The 22,490-nt window shown below is 37.2% G+C and carries 22 protein-coding genes; 10 read left to right on the forward strand and 12 right to left on the reverse strand.

Annotated elements, in window-relative coordinates; genetic code table 11:
- The first annotated feature begins 24 nt into the window (after window positions 1-24).
- The 6 genes from ACTTG8_RS00590 (at window position 25) to ACTTG8_RS00615 (ending at window position 5,878) form a co-directional block, all read left to right on the forward strand.
- Window positions 25-615 (forward strand): V-type ATP synthase subunit E, encoded by a 591-nt coding sequence (locus tag ACTTG8_RS00590; protein ID WP_442560210.1) that lies wholly within the window; start codon window positions 25-27, stop codon window positions 613-615.
- Window positions 616-638: 23 nt separating this feature from the next.
- On the forward strand, window positions 639-1,610 hold the full coding sequence (locus tag ACTTG8_RS00595; protein ID WP_442560211.1) for a V-type ATPase subunit: 972 nt from the start codon (window positions 639-641) through the stop codon (window positions 1,608-1,610).
- Window positions 1,603-1,920, forward strand: a complete 318-nt coding sequence (locus tag ACTTG8_RS00600) for a V-type ATP synthase subunit F (protein WP_442560212.1) — start codon at window positions 1,603-1,605, stop codon at window positions 1,918-1,920. Before ACTTG8_RS00595 ends, ACTTG8_RS00600 begins: the two co-directional genes overlap by 8 nt.
- A gap of 11 nt (window positions 1,921-1,931) precedes the next feature.
- Window positions 1,932-3,701, forward strand: coding sequence for a V-type ATP synthase subunit A (locus ACTTG8_RS00605; RefSeq protein WP_442560213.1), 1,770 nt, complete (start codon window positions 1,932-1,934; stop codon window positions 3,699-3,701).
- On the forward strand, window positions 3,701-5,074 hold the full coding sequence (locus tag ACTTG8_RS00610; protein ID WP_023354313.1) for a V-type ATP synthase subunit B: 1,374 nt from the start codon (window positions 3,701-3,703) through the stop codon (window positions 5,072-5,074). Before ACTTG8_RS00605 ends, ACTTG8_RS00610 begins: the two co-directional genes overlap by 1 nt.
- 138 nt (window positions 5,075-5,212) lie before the next feature.
- Window positions 5,213-5,878: a V-type ATP synthase subunit D gene (locus tag ACTTG8_RS00615; protein ID WP_442560214.1), complete on the forward strand. Its 666-nt coding sequence runs from the start codon at window positions 5,213-5,215 to the stop codon at window positions 5,876-5,878.
- Window positions 5,879-6,031: 153 nt separating this feature from the next.
- Here the strand turns inward: ACTTG8_RS00615 and ACTTG8_RS00620 are convergent, their stop codons facing one another.
- The gene (locus ACTTG8_RS00620) at window positions 6,032-6,514 is read right to left on the reverse strand and encodes a hypothetical protein (RefSeq protein ID WP_442560215.1); all 483 of its coding nucleotides are present in this window, start codon (window positions 6,512-6,514) and stop codon (window positions 6,032-6,034) included.
- A gap of 25 nt (window positions 6,515-6,539) precedes the next feature.
- Complete coding sequence (locus tag ACTTG8_RS00625) at window positions 6,540-7,091, reverse strand: Uma2 family endonuclease (RefSeq protein WP_442560216.1); 552 nt, start codon at window positions 7,089-7,091, stop codon at window positions 6,540-6,542.
- A gap of 164 nt (window positions 7,092-7,255) precedes the next feature.
- On the opposite strand from ACTTG8_RS00625, the gene ACTTG8_RS00630 reads away from it, so the two are divergent.
- The 3 genes from ACTTG8_RS00630 to ACTTG8_RS00640 are packed head-to-tail and all read left to right on the forward strand — an operon-like array spanning window position 7,256 to window position 9,139.
- The gene (locus tag ACTTG8_RS00630; protein ID WP_442560217.1) at window positions 7,256-7,636 is read left to right on the forward strand and encodes a GntR family transcriptional regulator; all 381 of its coding nucleotides are present in this window, start codon (window positions 7,256-7,258) and stop codon (window positions 7,634-7,636) included.
- A gap of 2 nt (window positions 7,637-7,638) precedes the next feature.
- The gene (locus tag ACTTG8_RS00635; RefSeq protein ID WP_442560218.1) at window positions 7,639-8,505 is read left to right on the forward strand and encodes an ABC transporter ATP-binding protein; all 867 of its coding nucleotides are present in this window, start codon (window positions 7,639-7,641) and stop codon (window positions 8,503-8,505) included.
- Window positions 8,498-9,139 (forward strand): ABC-2 transporter permease, encoded by a 642-nt coding sequence (locus ACTTG8_RS00640; protein ID WP_442560219.1) that lies wholly within the window; start codon window positions 8,498-8,500, stop codon window positions 9,137-9,139. Before ACTTG8_RS00635 ends, ACTTG8_RS00640 begins: the two co-directional genes overlap by 8 nt.
- Before the next feature lie 108 nt (window positions 9,140-9,247).
- Here ACTTG8_RS00640 and ACTTG8_RS00645 read toward each other — a convergent pair whose 3' ends face one another.
- The 8 genes from ACTTG8_RS00645 to ACTTG8_RS00680 form a co-directional block, all read right to left on the reverse strand.
- Window positions 9,248-9,799, reverse strand: a complete 552-nt coding sequence (locus tag ACTTG8_RS00645) for a Uma2 family endonuclease (RefSeq protein ID WP_442560220.1) — start codon at window positions 9,797-9,799, stop codon at window positions 9,248-9,250.
- A gap of 86 nt (window positions 9,800-9,885) precedes the next feature.
- A complete protein-coding gene (locus tag ACTTG8_RS00650; RefSeq protein ID WP_442560221.1) occupies window positions 9,886-10,605 on the reverse strand; it encodes a lysophospholipid acyltransferase family protein in 720 nt (239 codons plus the stop codon).
- 11 nt (window positions 10,606-10,616) lie between these two features.
- Window positions 10,617-12,092, reverse strand: a complete 1,476-nt coding sequence (locus ACTTG8_RS00655) for a nicotinate phosphoribosyltransferase (RefSeq protein ID WP_442560222.1) — start codon at window positions 12,090-12,092, stop codon at window positions 10,617-10,619.
- A gap of 28 nt (window positions 12,093-12,120) precedes the next feature.
- The gene (locus ACTTG8_RS00660; protein WP_442560223.1) at window positions 12,121-12,552 is read right to left on the reverse strand and encodes a GerW family sporulation protein; all 432 of its coding nucleotides are present in this window, start codon (window positions 12,550-12,552) and stop codon (window positions 12,121-12,123) included.
- 10 nt (window positions 12,553-12,562) lie between these two features.
- Window positions 12,563-13,486: a hypothetical protein gene (locus tag ACTTG8_RS00665; protein WP_442560224.1), complete on the reverse strand. Its 924-nt coding sequence runs from the start codon at window positions 13,484-13,486 to the stop codon at window positions 12,563-12,565.
- Window positions 13,456-13,746: a hypothetical protein gene (locus tag ACTTG8_RS00670; protein WP_442560225.1), complete on the reverse strand. Its 291-nt coding sequence runs from the start codon at window positions 13,744-13,746 to the stop codon at window positions 13,456-13,458. The genes ACTTG8_RS00665 and ACTTG8_RS00670 overlap by 31 nt, the downstream gene beginning before the upstream one ends.
- Window positions 13,747-13,756: 10 nt before the next feature.
- On the reverse strand, window positions 13,757-15,145 hold the full coding sequence (locus tag ACTTG8_RS00675) for a hypothetical protein (RefSeq protein WP_442560226.1): 1,389 nt from the start codon (window positions 15,143-15,145) through the stop codon (window positions 13,757-13,759).
- A 22-nt stretch (window positions 15,146-15,167) separates the two neighbouring features.
- Window positions 15,168-16,052 (reverse strand): rhomboid family intramembrane serine protease, encoded by an 885-nt coding sequence (locus tag ACTTG8_RS00680; RefSeq protein WP_442560227.1) that lies wholly within the window; start codon window positions 16,050-16,052, stop codon window positions 15,168-15,170.
- Between the two features lie 233 nt (window positions 16,053-16,285).
- Here ACTTG8_RS00680 and ACTTG8_RS00685 point away from each other — a divergent pair, with 233 nt between their 5' ends.
- Window positions 16,286-20,509, forward strand: a complete 4,224-nt coding sequence (locus tag ACTTG8_RS00685) for an acyl-CoA dehydratase activase-related protein (RefSeq protein ID WP_442560228.1) — start codon at window positions 16,286-16,288, stop codon at window positions 20,507-20,509.
- 46 nt (window positions 20,510-20,555) lie between these two features.
- Here the strand turns inward: ACTTG8_RS00685 and purD are convergent, their stop codons facing one another.
- Together purD and purN are read right to left on the reverse strand one after the other, a co-directional pair.
- Window positions 20,556-21,824 (reverse strand): phosphoribosylamine--glycine ligase, encoded by a 1,269-nt coding sequence (purD, locus tag ACTTG8_RS00690; protein ID WP_442560229.1) that lies wholly within the window; start codon window positions 21,822-21,824, stop codon window positions 20,556-20,558.
- 40 nt (window positions 21,825-21,864) lie between these two features.
- A complete protein-coding gene (gene purN / locus ACTTG8_RS00695; protein WP_442560230.1) occupies window positions 21,865-22,488 on the reverse strand; it encodes a phosphoribosylglycinamide formyltransferase in 624 nt (207 codons plus the stop codon).
- Window positions 22,489-22,490 lie beyond the last annotated feature (2 nt).

Below are 22,490 nucleotides of genomic sequence, written 5' to 3' on the forward strand. Positions count from 1 at the left end.
TGAAAATAATAACAAGGAGGCAACATGACAGGATTAGAAAAAATCACCAGCGAAATTAAAGCTGAAGCTGATAGAAGTGTAGCTGCCATTATTGACAAGGCTAATGCTGAAGCTGAAGTAATTATCGCCGGTGCAGAAAAAGAAGCTGCAGAAGCCGTCGAGAAAATTGATCACGAAGTTTCTGTTCGCCTGTCTGCCAGCAAATCCACTGCTGAATCGGCTGCTGCCCTTAGGAAACGCCGTCTGATTCTTGAGGAAAAGCAGAAACTGATAGGTGAAGTAATAGAAGATGCTAAGAAATTAATCTACGCTCTTCCTGATAATGTATATTTTGAAAAAATACTTAAATTAGCAGAAAAGAATGTAAGTCCTGCCGAAGGAACTATCATTTTTAATGAAAAAGACCTTAACAGGCTTCCAACTGATTTTGCCACAAAACTTAATGCCATTGCTGTATCTAAGGGTGGAAAGCTTAGTGTATCTAAAGAAACCCGTCCTATAGACGGTGGTTTCATTCTTCTATATGAAGGAATAGATCAGAACTGCTCTATAACTTCTCTTTTTGAGACTAATATAGAGTCATTACAGGATAATATACAAAAACTCTTGTTTTAACCATGAGAAAACTTGGAGGTAATATGTCAGAAGAATATGTTTATGCGGTAGCGAGAATTCGCAGTGCAGAGCTTCGTCTTTTAACAAGTTCTGTCCTCGAATCTCTTCTTTCTGCAAAAAGCTATGATGAATGCCTTCGCCTGTTATCAGATCATGGTTGGGACATAGAAGAGTCAATGTCTTTATCCACCATACTGAAGAATGAAAGGGATAAGACTTGGAGATTCATTTCCGAGTTAGTTTCAGATCCCCATGTCTTTGATGTATTTCTCTATGCAAATGATTATCATAACTTAAAAGCTGCTGTAAAATCAGCTGCCGAACAGATAACTCGTGATGACATTTATTTAGAAAAAGATCAGTGTTCCATAGATCCTGAAATCATCCGCAAGGCACTAGGACAGAGAGACTTTTCTATGTTACCATCTGATATGCAGAAGGTAGCTGTAGAAGCCCTTGATACTCTTCTACACACAGGCGATGGTGGGCTTTGCGATATCATTATCGACAAGGCTGCACTTACTAAAATATATGAGTCCGGCAAAAAATCAGGTAATGAAATACTTGAATTATATGGAGAACTCACAGTAGCGGCTGCCAATATAAAGACTGCTATAAGAGCTTGTATGATAGGTAAGGATATTTCCTTCCTTGAAAAGGCATTAGCTCCTTGTGACTCTCTAAATGTAGACAGACTTGCAAAAGCTGCTACAGAAAGCCTTGATGCAATTTATGAATATCTTTCACACACAGCCTATTTGGATGCAGTTCCTGAGATTAAAAAATCCCCTTCAGCATTTGAACGGTGGTGTGATAATCTGATAATTGCAAAAATTCGTCCACAGCGTCATAATCCGTTTTCAATCGGACCTCTTGCAGCCTATATACTTGCAAGAGAAAACGAAATAAAATCTGTGAGAATCGTACTTTCAGGTAAGATAAATAATCTTTCTGATGATTCCCTCAGGGAAAGGGTAAGGGAAATGTATGTCTAGAATAGCAGTAATGGGAGACATAGATAGTATCTATGGTTTCGGTGCTCTTGGTTTTGACACCTTCCCTTTTACCGAACAGGCTGATGCAGCTAAAAAACTTCGTGAATTAGCAGATGGAGATTATTCCATCATCTACATAACCGAAGCTCTTGCCGAAAAATTGAGTGATCTGATTGAACATTACAGGGAAGAAATGCTTCCTGCAATCATACTCATTCCTGGAGTTTCAGGCAATACTGGTAAGGGAATTGAATTAGTTAAGAAGTCTGTGGAACAGGCAGTTGGTTCAGATATCATCTTTAATAACTAAGGAGCATAAAAATGAATACAGGGACAATCAAAAAAATCGCCGGACCTCTTGTTATAGCAAGAGGTATGGGCGGAGCAAATATGTTCGACGTTGTTCGTGTAAGTGAACAGCGTCTTATAGGAGAAATCATCGAAATGCACGGTGATGAAGCTTCTATACAGGTTTATGAAGAAACCTCCGGTCTTGCTCCAGGAGCACCTGTTGAGTCAACAGGACTTCCTATGAGTGTTGAGTTAGGACCTGGTCTTATCGGAAGTATTTATGACGGAATTCAGCGCCCTCTCGATGACATTATGAAGGTAACAGGAGGCAATCTCCTCAGTCGCGGTGTTGAAGTTCCTGCACTTAAAAGAGAAAAAGTATGGCATTTTATACCTGCCAAAAAAGTAGGTGACAAAGTTACACATGGTGATATAATCGGAACAGTTCAGGAAACACAGGTAGTTTCACACAAAATCCTTGCTCCTATCGGTGTAGATGGTGAAATCACTGAAATCGCTGAAGGTGATTACAAAATTACAGATATGGTAGCTAAGGTTAAAAATGCTAACGGCGAACTTAAAGAAGTTGGTCTTATGCAGAAATGGCCTGTTCGTAAGGAGCGTCCTTACAAGCAGAAACTTTCTCCTGATATGCCGCTTATCACAGGACAGAGAATAGTTGATACCCTCTTCCCTATTGCTAAGGGCGGTGTTGCTGCTGTTCCGGGGCCTTTCGGTTCAGGTAAGACAGTAGTTCAGCATCAGCTTGCAAAATGGGCTGAGGCAGACATTGTAGTTTATATCGGTTGCGGTGAGCGTGGAAATGAGATGACAGACGTTCTTAACGAGTTCCCAGAGCTTATCGATCCTAAGACAGGTCACTCTCTTATGGAAAGAACAGTACTTATTGCAAATACCTCAGATATGCCGGTTGCGGCTCGTGAGGCAAGTGTATATACAGGTATTACCATAGCTGAGTATTTTAGAGATATGGGATATTCAGTAGCTCTCATGGCTGACTCCACTTCCCGTTGGGCAGAGGCTCTTCGTGAGATGTCAGGTCGTCTTGAGGAAATGCCGGGTGAAGAAGGTTACCCTGCTTACCTTGGTTCTCGTCTTGCACAGTTCTATGAGCGTGCAGGCAGGGTTAAGGTACTTGGCGAGGAGGATAAAGAAGGAAGCCTCTCAGTTATCGGTGCGGTTTCCCCTGCCGGCGGTGATATATCTGAGCCGGTTACACAGGCAACTCTGCGTATCGTAAAGGTATTCTGGAGACTTGATGCCAACCTTGCTTATCAGCGTCACTTCCCTGCTATCAACTGGCTTGAGAGTTATTCTCTTTATAACACAATGGATCCTTGGTTTGCTAAAAATATCAGTGAGGACTGGGTTCCATATAAGAACAGAGTAATGGCTATCCTTCAGGATGAGTCAGCACTTAAGGAAATGGTTCAGCTCGTTGGTGAGGATGCTCTTTCAGCTCCTGATCGTCTTAAGATGGAGGTTGCAAGATCTGTAAGAGAAGACTTACTCCAGCAGAACGCATTTATGGAGGAAGATACCTATACTTCCCTTCATAAACAGTTTATGCTTATGAAACTTATACTTACTTTCTATGATATTTGTCTTGAGGCTCTTGAGAAGGGTGCAAATATCAATAAGCTTATAGCTATGGAAGTTCGTGAACCTATCGGTCGTTTTAAATATACTGCTGAGGATAAGGTTGATGCCAGATTTAAAGAAATTGAGGCACAGCTTGCTAAAGAAGCAGATGATGTTGCACAGGAGGTAGACTTCTAATGGCAAAAGAATATAGAACAATACAAGAGGTTGCCGGTCCTCTTATGCTCGTACGTGGCGTAACTGATGTCGCATACGATGAACTCGGTGAAATCGAGCTTGCTGACGGTAGCAGACGTAGATGTAGGGTACTTGAAATAGATGATGGTAACGCTCTTGTACAGCTTTTCGAATCTTCAACAGGTATCAACCTTGAAAGCTCAAAAGTTCGTTTCCTCGGAAGAAGTATGGAGATCGGCGTATCTGAGGATATGCTCTCTCGTGTCTTTGACGGTCTTGGTCGTCCTATCGACGGCGGTCCGGAAATCCTTCCTGAGGAAAGACGTGACGTAGCAGGTCTTCCTATGAACCCTGCTGCAAGAAGCTACCCTGAGGAGTTCATCCAGACAGGTGTATCCGCTATTGACGGTCTTAATACCCTTGTTCGTGGACAGAAACTTCCTATTTTCTCAGGTTCAGGTCTTCCACATGCTGAGCTTGCTGCACAGATTGCACGTCAGGCAAAGGTTGTAGGAACAGATGAGCCATTTGCGGTTGTTTTTGCTGCTATGGGTATTACTTTTGAAGAATCTAACTACTTCGTAGAGTCCTTCAAGGAGACAGGAGCTATTGACAGAGCAGTTCTTTTTATGAACCTTGCAAACGACCCTGCTGTAGAGCGTATTGCTACTCCTAAGATGGCACTTACCACAGCTGAGTTCCTTGCTTTCGAAAAGGGAATGCACGTACTTGTTATCCTTACAGATATTACTAACTATGCAGATGCTCTTCGTGAGATATCAGCAGCTCGTAAGGAAGTTCCTGGACGTCGTGGATATCCGGGTTACATGTATACTGACCTTGCTACTATGTATGAGCGTGCAGGACGTCAGAACGGAAAGAACGGATCTATCACAATGATTCCTATTCTTACCATGCCTGAGGATGACAAGACTCACCCAATCCCTGACCTTACAGGGTATATTACAGAGGGACAGATTATTCTCTCACGTGATCTTTACCGTAAGAAGATTGAGCCACCTATCAACGTTCTCCCATCTCTTTCCCGTCTTAAGGATAAGGGTATCGGTGAGGGCAAGACTAGAGCAGATCATGCAAATACCATGAACCAGCTGTTCTCAGCTTATGCTCGTGGTAAGGATGCTAAAGAGCTTATGGTCATCCTCGGTGAGGCAGCTCTTTCAGATATAGATAAGCTCTATGCTAAGTTTGCAGATGAATTTGAAGCCGTTTATGTATCACAGGGCTTTAGAACAGATAGAAGTATTGAAGAAACCTTAAACATCGGCTGGGATCTCCTTAGAATCCTTCCTAGAAGTGAGCTGAAGAGAATCAGAGATGAATACCTTGACAAGTACTACGATAAGAAATAAACGCATAAACGACTCCATAATGCTTGCGAATAAGTGTAAGCTTGCTTACAAACTTATTCGCAAGGTTATTGTGGGTAACGATACGAAATAGATTGTGCGTAAAGTTTGTTATTATCAATTATCAAGGGAGGTGAAAATTTGGCAACTGTAAATGCTACAAGAATGGAACTTACCAGACTTAAAGGTAAACTTATTACTGCTACTAGAGGACATAAACTCCTCAAAGACAAGCGTGATGAGCTTATGCGTGAGTTCCTTGATCTTGTTAGAAAAAACAAAGCTCTTCGTGAAAAAGTTGAGGCAGATCTTGCTGATGCCAATAAGAACTTTGTTATAGCCCGCTCTACTATGTCAGATGAGACTGTAAGAGTTGCCTTTATGGCACCTAAACAGGAATTGACAGTCGAGGTAAGCACCCGTAATGTAATGAGTGTTAATATACCTCAATTTGAAACAAAGGCCAGAACCAGCGATGAAGGCGATATATACTCTTATGGTTTTGCCTTTACTTCAAGCGACCTTGACACTGCCGTTCTCTCTCTTTCAAGTATTCAGAAGGATCTTATCACCCTCGCAGAGGTAGAGAAGTCCTGCTCGCTTATGGCTGCTGAAATTGAAAAGACAAGAAGACGTGTTAATGCTCTTGAATACGTTATGATACCTACCTTACAGGCTAATATCAAGATGATAACCATGAAACTTGACGAGAACGAAAGAAGTACTCAGATAAGACTTATGAAGGTTAAGGATATGATGCTTGAAGAGAAACATCATTATAAAGAAAAACAGCAGGAAGCTGTGTAAATATGTAGAAGAACCCCTTCTGATTGGAGTTTAATCAGAAGGGGTTTTCTTTTATTGTTGCTATCACATCCTGTTATTCGTTCTATTCTTAATGATTGAAAAGAGTATACCAACCAGAAATATGATAACAACACAGGTATTTCTTTTAAAGTTTCACCTTATTTTCCTATAGACTTCTGTCAAATATTTACCTGAACCGTCCTTTGCCACATAAACCTTTACCTTAAACAACCTATTAAGTTCATAATTATTTAAATTTCTTATATATGAAAAATCATTTCTACTGAAATATAGCATCTCACTTTCTTTGTATACTGTTTCATTGTATTGATTTTGATAACTCAAGTTAAATCTACAATATTGGAATCCTCCAATTCTAAATCCTAAATAAGTATTATTTATCCCTAATATTTTAGCATCAAAAGGTAAACCGTCCTTAATTAAATTATCTTTTTTAACATTATTGGTTATTGAATATAATAAAAATCCTAAGCAAATTGCAAATGAAATATTTAAAAGCAAAGCTAAGCTATTTTCTAATGAAATAAATCGAAATTTCTCTGCCACAATTAGTATTAGTAAAAATACAGCTCCAATCTTATTAATAATATTAAATGGACTTTTCAATAATTTCATAATACCAATCCCCTTTTCCCCAGCTTTAGTCTGCAAACTCAGAAAAATTTATATATAAATCCTCATAAATATTAACCTTAATTTCATCCTTAAAAGAATAAGTCTCGGCTTTAAACTCTGATTCTTCAAAATAATACACCCATACACTTTCCTTTTCAGGATCAACTATCCAATATTCTCTTACTCCTGCCTCATTATAAAGATTCAACTTAAGCACATAATCATGCCTTGGATTACCCGGTGATACAATTTCTATAATCCAGTCCGGCGCTCCTGTACAGCCTCTGTCAGTAAGTTTATCTTCATCACAGATAACACTGATATCAGGCTCTACTATAGTATTCCTGTCTTCCATCAGTTTAACAGCAAATGGTGCAGGATATATATGGCAGGAACCTGCTTTTGCCTTAATATAGTTTCGTATTGTTCCTGCAAGTTCCATAAGTATAGTCTGATGTTTTCTCGATGGAGCAGCCTGATTGTAAATCAAATCTCCATCTATAAGTTCAGCTCTTATATTTTCCGGTAAACTGTAGTAATCTTCTTCTGTATAAAGTTTTGGCTTTGCTAATTCCATAACTCATTCCTCCCTTCATAATAGATATTTTATCATATTTCTATATAATTACCAAATTTTTTTTATAATTTCCCACTATATTGAAAATTCTTTATCCTTGACTACTATGGTTATATAGTATATAATGTGTATTAATAAACATCACATTAAAAGTTGAAAGGACGATGCTTTTGAAAATAATTATTTCTAATAACTCCAATGTACCACTATACCAGCAAATAAAAGACCAGATAAAAGATAGTATTCTAAAAGAAGAATTAGCCGAGGGAGATTCTCTTCCATCTATCAGGACTTTTGCCAACGATTTACAGGTAAGTGTACTGACTATACGAAGAGTGTATAATGAGCTGGAGTCAGAAGGATTTGTTGTAAGCCAAGCAGGACTTGGAACTTTTGTATCAACCGGAAATATTGAGCTTTTACAAGATGCAAAGAGAAGATTGATTGAGAATAAAATGGCAGAACTTATTCAGACCGCAAAATCTTTACAGATAACAAAAGAAGATTTGAACAGTATGATGGATATTTTGTACGAGGAGGATTGATTATGAATAATGTTATTGAAATTAATGGACTATATAAAAAATATGAAAATTTTGAATTATCAAATGTTTCAATTTCCATACCAACCGGTTGTGTTGCAGGTTTTATTGGCTTGAATGGTCAGGGAAAAACTACAACTATAAGAACAATGCTTGGATTATCAAAGAAAATTTCAGGAACAGTAAAAATACTTGGAAAAGATATAGACAAAAATGAAAAAGAAATAAAAGAGAGAATAGGCATTGTATTTGATGACGGTTATTTATATGAAACTCTTAAAATGAAAGATATGAAGAATATTGTTGCAAAAGCTTATACAAAATGGGATGAAAAAATATATAGTGATTTTATGAATAGATTCTCCTTAAATGAAAATCAGAAAATCTCCACTTTATCAAAAGGAATGAAAATGAAGTTCGCATTAACCCTTGCATTATCCCATCATGCTGAGTTACTCATAATGGATGAGCCTACATCAGGACTTGACCCTCTTGTACGAAAAGAGCTATTGGATATTCTAAGCGAGTTCATGGAAAATGGTGGCAAAGGAGTATTTTATTCCAGTCATATAATATCTGATTTAGATAAATTTGCTGATATTATTGTATTTATAAATAATGGAAAAATTATTTTTGTAGAAGATAAAGATTATTTGCTTGATTCATTTGTATCTGTTAAAGGGGATAAAAAATTTTTAACTGAAAACAACAGAAAATTGTTCATCTGCTTAAATATAAATGAATATGGATTTACCGGAATTACTAATCATTTAACTGAACTTAAAGAGAGTATCCCTGAAATCATAAGTGAAAGAATTAATCTTGAAGCTTTGATGCTTGCATACATTGAAGGAGGTAAACATTATGCTTAATCTTATTAAAAAAGATTATCTTATCGTAAGAAAAATCTGGCTTATTGTTATGCTTGTAGCTATTTTAATTCCTGCTTTTTTAACTTTCGCAGTTAGTGGTATGACTATTCCGGCTGGGATTACACTTACCGTTATGAGCACATTATTAGCAATGACATTATTTTCAAGCATTGATGAAGAGGAAGAAAAATATCCCAAGGCAGCTGCCCTTATCACCACAATAGGATACAGCAGAAGCACTCAAGTTATCAAAAGATATATACTTATGATCATGGTATTTTTCTACTCTGCCTTTATATATTTTATTGAATCATTTTTTATTACTGAATTAGGAAACATTACAATAATGAATTTCGTTACCTCAATTTTTGTCTTCATTATCACCGCTTCATTGTACTTATTGCTAACTACCTTGTTTGGTGTCAGAGCAGGGCGATATATTGTAATGTCCGTTATTGTCCTAATTTCATTAGGTCCTACAATTATATCTAAGCTAAGAATTAAAATTAATTTTGACTTTTTAAAAAATTTAAATGATAGTTTATTAATTATTATCCTGCTAATCTCAACTTTACTAATATATTTAATATCATTAAAAATATCAATAATTTCATACAGCAATAAAGAGCTATAAAGTTACATTGCAATATAGAAATGATGACCATAAAGCTTAATGAGGCACATTATTTGTGCAAAGACAAAATAATCCCTTCTGAATTTATTTTAATCAGAAGGGATTTTATTACAGTTCAATCTCTTTAAAATCTATATACAAATCATCATAAATATTGACTTTAATTTCATCCTTAAAAGAATAAGTCTCGGCTTTAAACTCTGATTCTTCAAAATAATACACCCATACACTTTCCTTTTCAGGATCAACTATCCAATATTCTCTTACTCCTGCCTCATTATAAAGATTCAACTTAAGCACATAATCATGCCTTGGATTACCCGGTGATACAATTTCTATAATCCAGTCCGGCGCTCCTGTACAGCCTCTGTCAGTAAGTTTATCTTCATCACAGATAACACTGATATCAGGCTCTACTATAGTATTCCTGTCTTCCATCAGTTTAACAGCAAATGGTGCAGGATATATATGGCAGGAACCTGCTTTTGCCTTAATATAGTTTCGTATTGTTCCTGCAAGTTCCATAAGTATAGTCTGATGTTTTCTCGATGGAGCAGCCTGATTATAAATCAAATCTCCATCTATCAGCTCGGCACGAATATTTTCCGGTAAACTATAATAATCTTCCTCTGTATAAATCTTTGGTTTCGCTAATTCCATAACATACCCCTCCTTTTAACCAGTATATCACACTTAAATATTGATAAGAAGAGTCAAATAATACTAAAATAAAATTAAGCTAACTATTATAGATTTTTCTCGTATAATTCAAGCACTTTTTCTCTACAATTTTCAAGAAGTTTCATCCTAGCCTCTTTGGAAAGTTCGTGTATTAAGATAGGTTCTCCGTACTCTATAGTCATCTCCGTAGACTTAATCCAAGGCAGGTGATCTTCAAAAACCTTATTTGCATTAGTAATTGCAACCGGTACTATAGGACAACCTGCCTTTTCAGCCATCTTCAAACTTCCGGGTTTGAACTCCAACATACCCTCTCCACTATATCTGGTACCCTCCGGTGAGATAAACATTGAAGTTCCTGACTTAATTGTTTCTATTCCCTTAAGTATCGCCTTAATGCCTTCACGAGGATTCTCCCTATCTAAAAAGACACAACGTATGAATCTCATCCATATTCTAAGTCCCGGTACTTTTGCAATTTCCTTCTTTGACACAAATCCTGCAAGTACAGGAACTGTGTAAAATGCAAGTATCACATCAAAAAATCCTCTGTGGTTAAATATAAAAAGCACCGGTTCATCTTTTGGAACTCTTTCCACACCTATGACTTTCTTCTTTATTCCTGATAAAAATAATATCTTTCCAAACATTATTTTTACTATAGAGCAGCTTATTTTCTGTTGTAAACTAGCATTTACTTTTCCTATAAGAAAAAGCAAGGGAATACCTACTATGCTGAATATTCCAAATAAAGTTAACAAAATCCCTACTAAAATCAGTCTCATTCTATCTCCTGCTACAGCTCTGTAACCTTTTTATCTGTTCTAAGAGCATTGTTATAATCATCAAGCAATTTTTTCTTTGCATCCCATAACCTCTGTGTCAAATCTACATGGACTTCATGTGGATTGACAAGTCTTCTGGTTTCATCCCACAATGTATCTAACTCTTTCGCACAATAGTCCCTAATTTCCATTACACTAGGAGAGGTATATACACACTGTCCTTTAAGAAAGATTGGTACAAGAAGTTCCCTTACTTTAAATTCTCCCGGAATTAGGTGGGTTTTCTTCCAAGTTTCTATCGGATCAAACATCATATATTCTTCATCTTCGCTTATTGTTTCATCCGAAAATGCTATGAGATCACCTTTAATCTTCCCCTCCATGTCATAAATCCTAAACACCGTCTTATTACCCGGATTGGTTATCTTCCAAGTATTTTCAGAAAGCTTAATCTTAGGCTCAAAATTACCGTCCTCGCTCTGAATAGCCGCAAGTTTGTATACTCCTCCAAAGGCAGGGCAATCCGCACTTGTTATCAGCTTTGTGCCAACCCCCCATGAGTCTATACTTGCTTTCTGAAGTTTAAGCGATGAAATCAAATTCTCATCCAAATCTGATGATGCTACTATGCTTGCATCACTAAATCCTGCTGCATCAAGCATCTTTCTTGCTTGTTTTGAAATATATGCAAGATCCCCACTATCAATTCTTATTCCGTATCGTCCCGTACTTATACCTCTTTCCTTCATTTCCTTAAATACCCTTATTGCATTAGGTACTCCTGAACGAAGAGTATCATAGGTATCTACTAATAAAATTGCATTGTCAGGATAGAGGCTTGCATACTCCTTAAATGCTGTATACTCATCCGGAAAACTCATTATCCAGCTATGAGCATGGGTACCTAGGGCAGGCACTCCGAATTTCTTGGCACAGATTACATTACTTGTGCCTGCACAGCCACCTATAACTGCTGCCCTTGCTCCAAGAGTTCCCGCATCCGGCCCTTGTGCCCTCCTAAGACCGAATTCCATTACAAAGTCACCCTCAGCCGCATAGCAAACCCTAGTAGCTTTGGTCGCTATAAGGCTCTGATGATTTATCAAATTTAAAATTACAGTTTCAATGAGCTGAGCCTGCATAATAGGAGCAACTACTTTAACTAACGGCTCCATAGGAAATACAACTGTCCCTTCAGGTACTGCATATATATCACCTGTAAAATGAAAACCTGAAAGATAATCCAAAAAATCCTCATCAAATATCTTAAGAGAGCGTAGATATTCCACATCTTCATAATTAAAATTCAAGTTTTTTATAACCTCTATAACCTGTTCAAGCCCTGCTGCCACTGCAAACCCGTTGTCTGACGGATTATGTCTATAAAACATATCAAACACCACTGTCGGATCTTTTTTATTCTTAAAATACCCCTGCATCATAGTCAACTCATAAAAATCTGTAAGCAAAGTAAGATTATCTACCATTTCTTTCCTCTTTTCCTCAAAACTAATTTTACTTATTCAATTTTTTCGCAAGCTCTTCTTCAGTTTCCGGAATTTTTTCTTCCTTTATAACCTCTTCCTGCTCACCCTTATTCTTTCCCATCATATCAGAGAATTTTGCTGAAAATTCAGGTATCATATCCAAGAGCTTGGTTATAAGATCTTGATTTTTAATATTTACAAGACGCACACTGCCATTTTTAATAACTAGCACTGAACTAGGAGTAATTTTTCCGGACATAGCTCCTACTCCATTATCTTTCTTCTTGGATTCACTCGCAAAAGCACCTGCACCTGCACCAAAAGAAACATCCACTAAGGGAAGTATGGTAGTTCCATCTTCAAATTTTATTGCATCTCCTACCACAGTTTTACTTGTTATAAAACCATCCATCCCCTTAAATAAGGCTGTCATTGTTTCATCAAAATTATTACTGGCCATACTTACTCTCCTAGTTTTTTTCAAAAATTATTTTGCATCTGTTAAAATTTTTTCTTAATAGCTTAACCCGTTTACTAAACAATATTTTTAAAATAACTAAAATTATTATAAACATAGTTATTCTGCCTGAAAAAAAGACATCCATCTCAATCACTTCCTCATCCCATTCAGGTATGATTTCAAACTGTCTTCCCAAAAAAGGATATATTAGACATAAATACGAAAGATACTTCCCTTCAGTATACACATCTCCGGTTCCAAATCTAACCCAGCCTTTTATATACTTAGGACAAATCATCTTTACTAGCCTCTTTCCCTGCGCTAAAAGATATCCTACTCCATCTACCGTACCTTCTGAATTCAAAAAGTTAATTATAGTTTCTTTTTTTAAGTTAATATTTTTTAACCTGTCCTTAAAGATCTTCCATTTATACTTTAGTCTTTCTATATTCTTCCTTATCTTAGAAAACAAAGATACCTTTGCTTTTATTTCTATATTTTCTAAGTCACACTCTTTATTTACTTTCTCTTTATTTCTTGTATCAGACTTTTTGGCAAATTCACCCTCTATGTCCTCTTTTGTTTCAGACTTAAACTGTTGTTTAGAAATTTTCTTCTTTTTTTTCACCGGTTTGTCACTGGCAAGTAGAGTAAAAAAAGCAATTTTTAAACTATAAAACATGCCATTTTCATAACTAAACTTAAGCCTTATAAGTCTAAGTAGGAAACTAATTTCTCCTTTAATGCCAAATTGCTTATCTGTATATTTTAAATTAAACTTATAGGTAAACGGTACAAATAAAAACACTAAAATTATGACAAGCAGTAAAAGCAGTAATAAAAGCAGACCCAAACCTATCATCTTAAGGCCTGCCAACAGAATGCCTATAATTTCCAACTTATTTACTCCTTCTGCCCCTCTTTTTTCATCCAAAGTCTTGCTACCAGCATTATTGCCTCAGCCTTTGAACCTGTCAGGGCTATCAGCCTGTATTTTGACTTCCTGTACGGAGTTTTTCTTAACTCATTTAACTCAATTATTTCATATAAATTATTCGGATTCTGAGGTTCAAATATTCCGAATGCACCAATAGGCGAAAACTTCCCCTTTTTAAGGGAAGTAATAACCTTTTCCCTTATCATATCGGACTTCATAAGTCCTTCTGTTATGAGAGTTTCGCCTATTATTATCATTATATCACCATCATTCACAAATTATTTCTGTTATTGCCTTTATAGTAGCCACCAGTTCTTCCCTGCTGTTGCATGATGCAAGAGAAGAACGTATATAATCCATAACCTCTGTCCTATTCTCAAAATAAACCGGAATACTACCAATAACCTGAGCTATTATTCCCCTTCTTACACTTCTGTCTACTTCTCCAAAAATTCTATCAAATTCTTTTCTAAAACTTTCCTTAACCTTATTTAAATCACTATCAGTCACAATACCTGTGTCCTCGAGGTCTTTTAAATCTGCAAAAAGACTTCCCTGCCTCAATATACTACACTTATATAGAGCCTCATACTGCTCCTTGCATCCATATTCAGAAATTTCTTTTTCAAATCTTCTTTGTATATCAAAAAGCTGACCTTCATACCCCATTAGACTTTCATAAACAGACTCAAGCTTTCCTTCAAGTTTAGTAAAAATCTGAGCCATCTTCATATCAAAATCATCAAGCCCCATATCATCATCTGCAAAACTCTCATTTGTAAATTGTATCATCTCCATTTCAAGCTTTGAACCGTCTTTATTGATATTATAATAATTAAGCACAACAGCATATAAATCATTTACAACTTCCATTATTAAAATACCGTCATCAGTAAGGTCTGAGCATCTTGCTATTATTGAATTAAGCTTTATGCTTTCAGTAAGAAGTTCTTTTTTTCCAGCCTTATCAAACTCAAAATTCTTAAAATACTCCAGTTCATCAGCCAATTCAGGATATAGATTCTGCATCTTATCCAGATTATAAATCATGCCTGCCTGCCTCACCATGTAAGCAAAAGCCTTGAGAGCCTTCTTATCTGCTCCTGTATAACGGTCTACAGAGGTTTCCATTATGTCAAAAAACTTTCCCTTTGTATATCTGATAGGAAGTTCTGAAATAACTCTTTGGATTTTTGAATTAATAGCTATATTATCATCATCTTCAAAAATATAGGTAAGAATCTTTTTTGCCTCCTCATCAGTATCAATTTCCTGTCCTTCGTATTCCTTATTAGGCAGTTTTCTTGAAAGTACATAGTTAAAATTTTCAAACGCACTTAAGAAAGCCGTAGCTCCATCAACTCTATCCTTTACATCTTCCCTTATTTTTTCTATTTCTTCTATTTTTTCTGCAGATACATCGCCTGTTGCTATTAACGATTTGATTAAATCATTAATCTGTTTTCCAATGGTTAAAAAACCTCTGTCCGTTTCCTTTTCCCTGCTATTTATAAAATAATTGGAATAATTCATAGAAAGATTTAATATTGCTAAGTTTCCATAAACTGCTGAAAGCTCCTTTGCAAAAAGTGGCAGACTTTTCTCAAGATTCTTGCCTTTTTTAATATCTGACATAACACTTGTTCTCTTACTCATTTTAATTTCCTCACTTATATATTTAATTAATTGTAAAACCTTTTGTTATATGCTGATGTGTAAATAAATGTTCATTGCAATATTCATAATTTCCTTCGCATTTTGAACAAAATCTAAACTCAAGATTTGGATCATCAAGCTCAGTCCTTCCACAAATTGCACATTTATGCCTTGCAACTCCTTTTTCGGTATTAAATCCCCTCTCGGCAGATTTTTTTCTCGCCTCAAATTTCATCCTACGCATTCTATTGTTAAATTTCTGCCTATAATTTTTCGTAGAAAAGAAAAACCATAAAAAGTTTAGAAGTGCAACTACAATGGCTATTGCAAAGGTAAAATTACCTGCTGCCGCATTCTGCACTATCTGAAGAACCACAAAAGCTCCATAGAAGAGACCTAAATACTTCATCTTGATAGGCAATACCAGCATAAGCAGTACCTGATAATCAGGATACATAGCACAATAAGCTAAAAGCAATGACTCATTTATATAATGCAAACCAAAATACAGTCCCGAACTTGCATCCCCTGTTACTGCATATGTAATTATTGCTGCTATTATATTAAACAAAATACCTGAAAGATAATATACATTAAATCTAAAAGTCCCCCAAGCATATTCAAGATTGGTACCTAAAATCCAATAAAAATACAAGGTTATAAGGAAAAATATAATTGATGTTCCACCTCGCATACTGCTCAAAGGCTCTAATATAAATGTGACAAGCCTCCATACCTCACCTTGCATCACTTTTTCTATGTTTATAGAAAGATAGTCTATATAAAATGTCGGAGCTGCTACAGAAAGCAATGCACCTGCTATATATATACCTATAATATACAGCATAAGATTTTTAATTGCAAATCTCCCCAGTTTCCTTTCCATTTTTTCTAAAAAATTGTTCATTCAGTATTCTCCTAATCTATCATTTTTAAAACTGGTATACTTTACTATTATAGATTCTATTAAAACCCTTGTCAACAATAGGAGCATTTTATAATATAAAAATGTTCTATAAAAAACACATTTTTGTAAATTTTTTCTACTACCCTTTTTTCTTTGTTGTGGTATAATAGCCTGTATGCAAACTAATTGTGCTAAATATATTGAATATTTTTATTAAAACAGGAGTGTAATTTATGTCAGAAATAAAGTACCGCCTAGGTATAGACATAGGCTCTACTACGGTTAAAGTCGCACTTATAGATGAAAATTTGAAAGTTCTTTTTTCAGATTATCAGAGGCATTATGCCAATATACAAGAAACACTTGCAAGCCTTTTGCATGATGCAATAAAAACCTGCGGAAATGCAGAAGTGTATGCTATGATAACAGGTTCGGGAGGACTTACCCTATCTAAGCATCTCGATATTCCTTTTGTGCAGGAAGTTATAGCTGTTGCAACCGCCCTTAAAACCTTTGCACCTCAAACGGATGTTGCCATAGAGCTTGGAGGAGAGGATGCTAAAATCATTTATTTCACCGGCGGTATTGAGCAGAGAATGAACGGAATCTGTGCCGGCGGTACGGGGTCTTTTATTGACCAGATGGCAAGTCTTTTAAAAACTGATGCCTCCGGTCTTAATGAATATGCCAAAAGCTATCAATCAATCTATCCTATTGCTGCTCGTTGCGGTGTTTTTGCAAAATCCGACATACAGCCGCTTATAAATGATGGAGCTACCAAACCCGACCTTGCAGCCTCAATCTTTCAGGCAGTGGTAAACCAGACTATAAGCGGTCTTGCCTGTGGAAAACCGATTAGAGGTAATGTTGCATTTTTAGGCGGTCCTCTGCACTTTCTTACCGAACTTCAGGCTACCTTTGTAAGAACTTTGGAACTTGGACCTGAAAACATAGTTGCACCTGAAGGCTCGCATCTTTTTGCCGCCATGGGTTCTGCTATGAGTTCTAAATACGAAAAATCGACAACCTTGGCAAATCTTCATAATACCTTACACAATAAAGTAAGCATGGATTTTGAAGTTGCAAGACTTGAGCCTCTTTTTGAAAGTGAAGAGGATTATGAATCTTTTAGGACTGAGCATAAAAAGGCTGAGGTTAAAAAAGGAAACCTTGCGGATTACCATGGAAAATGCTTCTTAGGCATAGATGCAGGCTCTACTACAACCAAGGTTGCCGTGGTAGCGGAAGATGGAACTCTGTTATATTCATTTTACAGCAGTAACAACGGAAGCCCGCTTAAAACCTCTATTAAAGCATTCAATGAAATACATGACCTTATGCCCGAAGACTGTAAGATAGCGAGAAGCTGTTCTACCGGATATGGTGAGGCTCTGCTTAAAGCTGCCTTTCTTTTAGACGAGGGCGAGGTTGAAACCGTAGCACATTATACAGCTGCCTCTTTCTTCAACCCAAAAGTAGACTGCATCCTCGATATTGGCGGTCAGGATATGAAATGTATCAAGATAAAAGACGGTACTGTTGACGGTATCCAGCTTAACGAAGCCTGTTCCTCGGGTTGCGGTTCTTTCATAGAAACTTTTGCAAAATCACTTAACTATGAGGTAGCCGACTTTGCAAAAGTTGCCTTATTAGCAAAGAATCCTATCGACTTAGGTTCTCGCTGTACCGTATTTATGAATTCTAAGGTTAAGCAGGCTCAGAAAGAGGGTGCAAGTGTTGCAGACATTTCCTCCGGTCTTGCTTACTCCGTTATAAAAAATGCCCTGCTTAAGGTTATAAAACTCACCGACCCTCGTGATTTGGGCGAAAATATAGTAGTACAGGGCGGAACTTTCTACAACGATGCCGTACTTAGAAGTTTTGAAAAAGTATCAGGCACAAAGGCTATAAGACCTGACATTGCGGGAATAATGGGTGCTTTCGGTGCAGCTCTTATAGCAAGAAAGCATTATAGAAAGGGAGATGAAACTACAACTCTTTCTTATGAGCAGATTAAGAATCTAAGCTATGAAACCAATATGGAGAGATGTCAGAAATGTAATAACCACTGTATGCTTACAGTGAATACATTTACAGGCGGAAGAAATTATATATCAGGCAACAGATGCGAAAGAGGACTCGGACTTGAAAAGAATAAGGACAACATTCCAAACCTCTTTGAATATAAGATGCAGAGAATCTTCGGTTATAAGCCTCTCTCCGAGAAAGAAGCAAAAAGAGGAACTATCGGCATACCTAGAGTGTTAAATATGTATGAAAACTATCCTCTTTGGTTTACTTTCTTTACCAAACTCGGATACAGGGTTGTGCTTTCTCCTCGCTCAAGCAGAAGTATATACGAACTCGGTATCGAATCCATACCTAGTGAATCTGAGTGTTATCCTGCAAAGATTGCACATGGTCATGTAATGTGGCTGCTTAAAAAAGGCGTGAAGCATATTTTCTACCCTTGTGTAATTTATGAGCGAAATGAAACACCCGACTCAAATAATCACTACAACTGTCCTATCGTAACCTCTTATGGTGAAAATATAAAAAATAATATGGAGGAACTTTCAGATTCATCTATAACTTTTGAAAATCCTTTCCTTTCACTTGAGTCTGAAAAAATACTTACAGATAGACTTGTAAAAATATTTGAGGGAAGGATTCCTAAGAATGAGGTAAAGGCCGCTGCTAAAGAGGCATGGAATGAACTGCTCCAGTCTAAGAAAGATACTGAGGCTAAAGGCGAGGAAGTTCTTGCCTACCTTAAGGAAACCGGTAAAAAGGGTATAGTTCTTGCAGGAAGACCTTACCATGTAGATCCTGAGATTAATCATGGTATACCTGAGCTCATCACTTCGTTCGGAGTGGCTGTACTTACTGAAGATTCCATTTCTCATCTCGGACAGGTTGAACGCCCGCTTGTAGTTATGGATCAGTGGATGTATCATTCAAGGCTTTATAAGGCTGCCTGCTATGTTACAACTAATCCTGCACTGGATTTGATTCAGCTTAACTCTTTCGGGTGCGGACTTGATGCGGTAACAACAGATCAGGTAAGCGATATACTTGAAAGAGCCGGTAAAATCTATACCGTACTTAAAATAGATGAGGTCAACAACCTCGGTGCTGCCAGAATAAGAATCCGCTCACTGCTTTCAGCAGTTAAAGACAGAGAGGCTAATCCTTTACAGAACTTTGACATTTCCTCTGCCACAGACAGGGCTGTATTTGAAAAAGAAATGAAAGATTACACCATCCTCTGTCCTCAGATGTCACCTATCCATTTTGAAATGCTCAAGACAGCTATCGAATGGGGCGGATACCATATTGAATTGCTTGCAGATGAACATTCTGTAATAGACACCGGACTTAAATATGTAAACAATGATGCCTGCTACCCATCACTCATTGTAGTCGGACAGATTATGAGTGCAATTAAATCCGGCAAATATGATGTAAACAAACTTGCAATCTTTATAAGTCAGACAGGCGGAGGCTGTCGTGCATCTAACTACATAGGATTTATCCGTAGAGCCTTGAAAAAGGAAGGGCTGGCTCATATACCTGTTATTTCACTCTCTGTACAGGGACTTGAGAAGAATCCGGGCTTTAGTGCTACGCCTCCTATTCTGCTACGCTGTTTACAGGCTCTTGTCTACGGCGATTTGTTTATGAGGGTGCTTTATGCAACAAGACCTTACGAACTCGTAAAAGGCTCTGCAGATGAACTGCATAGGAAGTGGGAGAAAAAATGTATAGAAAGTCTTAAAAAGGCTAATATGCTTACCTTTAATAAAAACTGTAAGCAGATAGTTGCTGACTTTGATAATCTTCCTCGTGTAGAGGGGCTTACTAAAACAAAGGTCGGCATAGTAGGAGAAATCCTTGTTAAATTTTTACCAAGTGCAAATAACGGAGTGGTTGAACTCCTTGAAAATGAGGGAGCTGAGGCTGTTGTACCTGACCTTATCGACTTTTTACTGTATAGTGCATACAATACTAACTTCAAAGCAGAAACGCTTGGTAAAAGTAAGAGAAACGCCTTTATAAGCAATAGAGCCATTGACCTCATAGAATTTTTCAGAAACCCTGCGAGAAAGGCTTTAAGAAAGAGCAAACACTTTGTAGAACAGAGCTATATAACCGAACTTGCAAAGTTTGCCGAACCTATTGTTTCGCTTGGAAATCAGACAGGTGAGGGCTGGTTTCTTACAGGTGAAATGATAGAACTTATTAAGTCCGGTGCTACAAACATTATCTGTACCCAGCCATTTGGCTGTCTCCCTAACCATGTAGTAGGAAAAGGAGTAATCAAACAGCTGAGACTTAAATATCCGGGTACAAATATAGTTGCTGTAGACTACGATCCGGGTGCAAGTGAAGTAAATCAGCTTAACAGAATTAAACTTATGCTTGCTACCGCTGAAAATGAACTTTTAAGAAGCTAAAAATATTAAAAGGAAGTTAGGTTCATAACCCTAACTTCCTTTTTTATCAGCCTTCTATTGCCTTCTTACCAATATCCGTCCTCATATATTTATTTTCAAATTCTACTAACTCTGTAGCCTTATAAGCCCTATCCCTAGCTTCTTTTAAATCCTTGCCTGTAGCAGTTACACCAAATACTCTGCCACCTGCAGTAACAATCTTTCTATCCACAAACTTTGTACCTGCGTGATAGAGGTAGAGTCCGTCTTTGCCAAATCCCTCTTTAATAGTCACTTCTTTACCCTTATCGTAAAAAAGAGGATAACCATCCGAAGCCAAAACTACACAAACTGCAGCATTATCTTCAAAATCCAGTTCCACCTCATCAAGCCTTCCGTCTACACAGGCTTCCATTACTTCCAGTATATCGGACTTCATCCTCGGAAGCACTACCTGAGCCTCAGGATCTCCAAATCTCGCATTGTATTCAAGCACCTTCACACCATCAGGAGTTAACATAAGTCCTACAAACAGCACACCCTTAAAAGGTCTGCCCTCACTCTTCATAGCACTCATAGTTGGCTTATAAATATTTTCCATACAGAATTCTTCTATCTCTTTGGTGTAGAATGGACTCGGAGAAATATTTCCCATTCCACCTGTATTTAATCCCTTATCCCCATCTTTAGCCCTCTTATGATCCATCGCTGATGTCATCGGCTTAATAGTATCTCCATCACAGAAACAAAGTACAGATACTTCTGGGCCTGTCATAAACTCTTCTACAACTATCGTATCCCCTGCATTCCCAAACTTCTTGTCCTGCATTATTGTTCTTATACCTTCAAATGCCTCTCCCTCTGTATCGCAGATAAGTACTCCCTTGCCAAGAGCCAAGCCATCTGCCTTAAGCACTATAGGATATTTTACCTTTTTAAGATGCTCCAAGGCTTTATCTGCCGAAGTGAATACTTCATAATCAGCAGTTGGAATCTTATATTTTTTCATCAAATTTTTAGAAAATGCCTTAGAGCCTTCTATCATAGCAGCTTCAGCACGAGGTCCAAAAACTTTAAACCCTGCTTTCTCAAATTCATCTACTGCTCCTGCCACCAAAGGATCATCTGCACCGACTATTACAAAATCTACATTTTTTTCTTTTGCAAAATCTATGAGCATTGAAAAATCCATAGCCGGAATATTCACACATTCTGCTACCTCTGAAATACCCGCATTTCCAGGAGCAGCATAAATCTTACCTACCTTCTTACTCTCTGCTACCTTTACTGCAATAGCGTGTTCTCTACCACCACTTCCAACTATCAATACATTCATAAGAAACCCTCCTCATTTAAATGTAATTTTTTGGGGTTGTTTAACTTATTTTAACTTTTCCATCTTCAATCCTTACCCTACCACTTGCAATCAGTTCAATAGCTTCCGGCAATATCTTCCACTCAGCCTCTTCCATAACTCTAAGTTGTAAAGTTTCAGCTGTATCATCGTCCTTAACCATAACTGATTTTTGCAGAATAATAGGGCCGGAGTCTGTACCTTCATCTACAAAATGCACAGTCGCTCCTGTCAGCTTAACCCCTCGTTCCAATGCCTTCTCGTGTACCCTTAATCCATAGTAGCCAGTACCACAAAAAGATGGGATAAGTGACGGATGAATATTTATTATTTTATTCCTATACTTCTCTACCATTTTCTCCGGAATTATCACAAGAAATCCTGCAAGTACTACCAAATCAATCCCTGCCTCGTCCAGTGTTCTTATAAGAGCCTCATTAAATTCTTCTCTTGTCCCAAACTCGGACGGAGTTATACATCTTGCTTCTATCCCTGCTTTTCTAGCCCTTTCAAGTGCAAAAGCGTTAGGTTTGTTACTGATAACTAACGAAATCTCTGCATTATTAATAATCCCTTTTGTCTTTGCATCTATAATTGCTTGGAGGTTTGTTCCTCCTCCGGACACTAAAACTGCAACTTTTATCATAA

Source organism: Catonella sp. (assembly GCF_052173895.1).
Classification (GTDB): Bacteria; Bacillota; Clostridia; order Lachnospirales; family Lachnospiraceae; genus Catonella.

Excerpts from the sequence above, each read along its gene's own strand:
- ACTTG8_RS00595 (WP_442560211.1), top strand. The coding sequence starts at position 639 with ATGTCAGAAGAATATGTTTATGCGGTAGCGAGAATTCGCAGTGCAGAG.
- ACTTG8_RS00645 (WP_442560220.1), bottom strand. The coding sequence starts at position 9,799 with ATGGAATTAGCGAAACCAAAGATTTATACAGAGGAAGATTATTATAGT.
- ACTTG8_RS00675 (WP_442560226.1), bottom strand. The coding sequence starts at position 15,145 with ATGAGTAAGAGAACAAGTGTTATGTCAGATATTAAAAAAGGCAAGAAT.
- ACTTG8_RS00600 (WP_442560212.1), top strand. The coding sequence starts at position 1,603 with ATGTCTAGAATAGCAGTAATGGGAGACATAGATAGTATCTATGGTTTC.
- ACTTG8_RS00635 (WP_442560218.1), top strand. The coding sequence starts at position 7,639 with ATGAATAATGTTATTGAAATTAATGGACTATATAAAAAATATGAAAAT.
- ACTTG8_RS00630 (WP_442560217.1), top strand. The coding sequence starts at position 7,256 with ATGCTTTTGAAAATAATTATTTCTAATAACTCCAATGTACCACTATAC.
- ACTTG8_RS00650 (WP_442560221.1), bottom strand. The coding sequence starts at position 10,605 with ATGAGACTGATTTTAGTAGGGATTTTGTTAACTTTATTTGGAATATTC.
- ACTTG8_RS00685 (WP_442560228.1), top strand. The coding sequence starts at position 16,286 with ATGTCAGAAATAAAGTACCGCCTAGGTATAGACATAGGCTCTACTACG.
- purN (WP_442560230.1), bottom strand. The coding sequence starts at position 22,488 with ATGATAAAAGTTGCAGTTTTAGTGTCCGGAGGAGGAACAAACCTCCAA.
- ACTTG8_RS00610 (WP_023354313.1), top strand. The coding sequence starts at position 3,701 with ATGGCAAAAGAATATAGAACAATACAAGAGGTTGCCGGTCCTCTTATG.
- ACTTG8_RS00620 (WP_442560215.1), bottom strand. The coding sequence starts at position 6,514 with ATGAAATTATTGAAAAGTCCATTTAATATTATTAATAAGATTGGAGCT.
- ACTTG8_RS00680 (WP_442560227.1), bottom strand. The coding sequence starts at position 16,052 with ATGAACAATTTTTTAGAAAAAATGGAAAGGAAACTGGGGAGATTTGCA.
- ACTTG8_RS00590 (WP_442560210.1), top strand. The coding sequence starts at position 25 with ATGACAGGATTAGAAAAAATCACCAGCGAAATTAAAGCTGAAGCTGAT.
- ACTTG8_RS00605 (WP_442560213.1), top strand. The coding sequence starts at position 1,932 with ATGAATACAGGGACAATCAAAAAAATCGCCGGACCTCTTGTTATAGCA.
- ACTTG8_RS00640 (WP_442560219.1), top strand. The coding sequence starts at position 8,498 with ATGCTTAATCTTATTAAAAAAGATTATCTTATCGTAAGAAAAATCTGG.
- ACTTG8_RS00625 (WP_442560216.1), bottom strand. The coding sequence starts at position 7,091 with ATGGAATTAGCAAAGCCAAAACTTTATACAGAAGAAGATTACTACAGT.
- ACTTG8_RS00655 (WP_442560222.1), bottom strand. The coding sequence starts at position 12,092 with ATGGTAGATAATCTTACTTTGCTTACAGATTTTTATGAGTTGACTATG.
- purD (WP_442560229.1), bottom strand. The coding sequence starts at position 21,824 with ATGAATGTATTGATAGTTGGAAGTGGTGGTAGAGAACACGCTATTGCA.
- ACTTG8_RS00660 (WP_442560223.1), bottom strand. The coding sequence starts at position 12,552 with ATGGCCAGTAATAATTTTGATGAAACAATGACAGCCTTATTTAAGGGG.
- ACTTG8_RS00670 (WP_442560225.1), bottom strand. The coding sequence starts at position 13,746 with ATGATAATAATAGGCGAAACTCTCATAACAGAAGGACTTATGAAGTCC.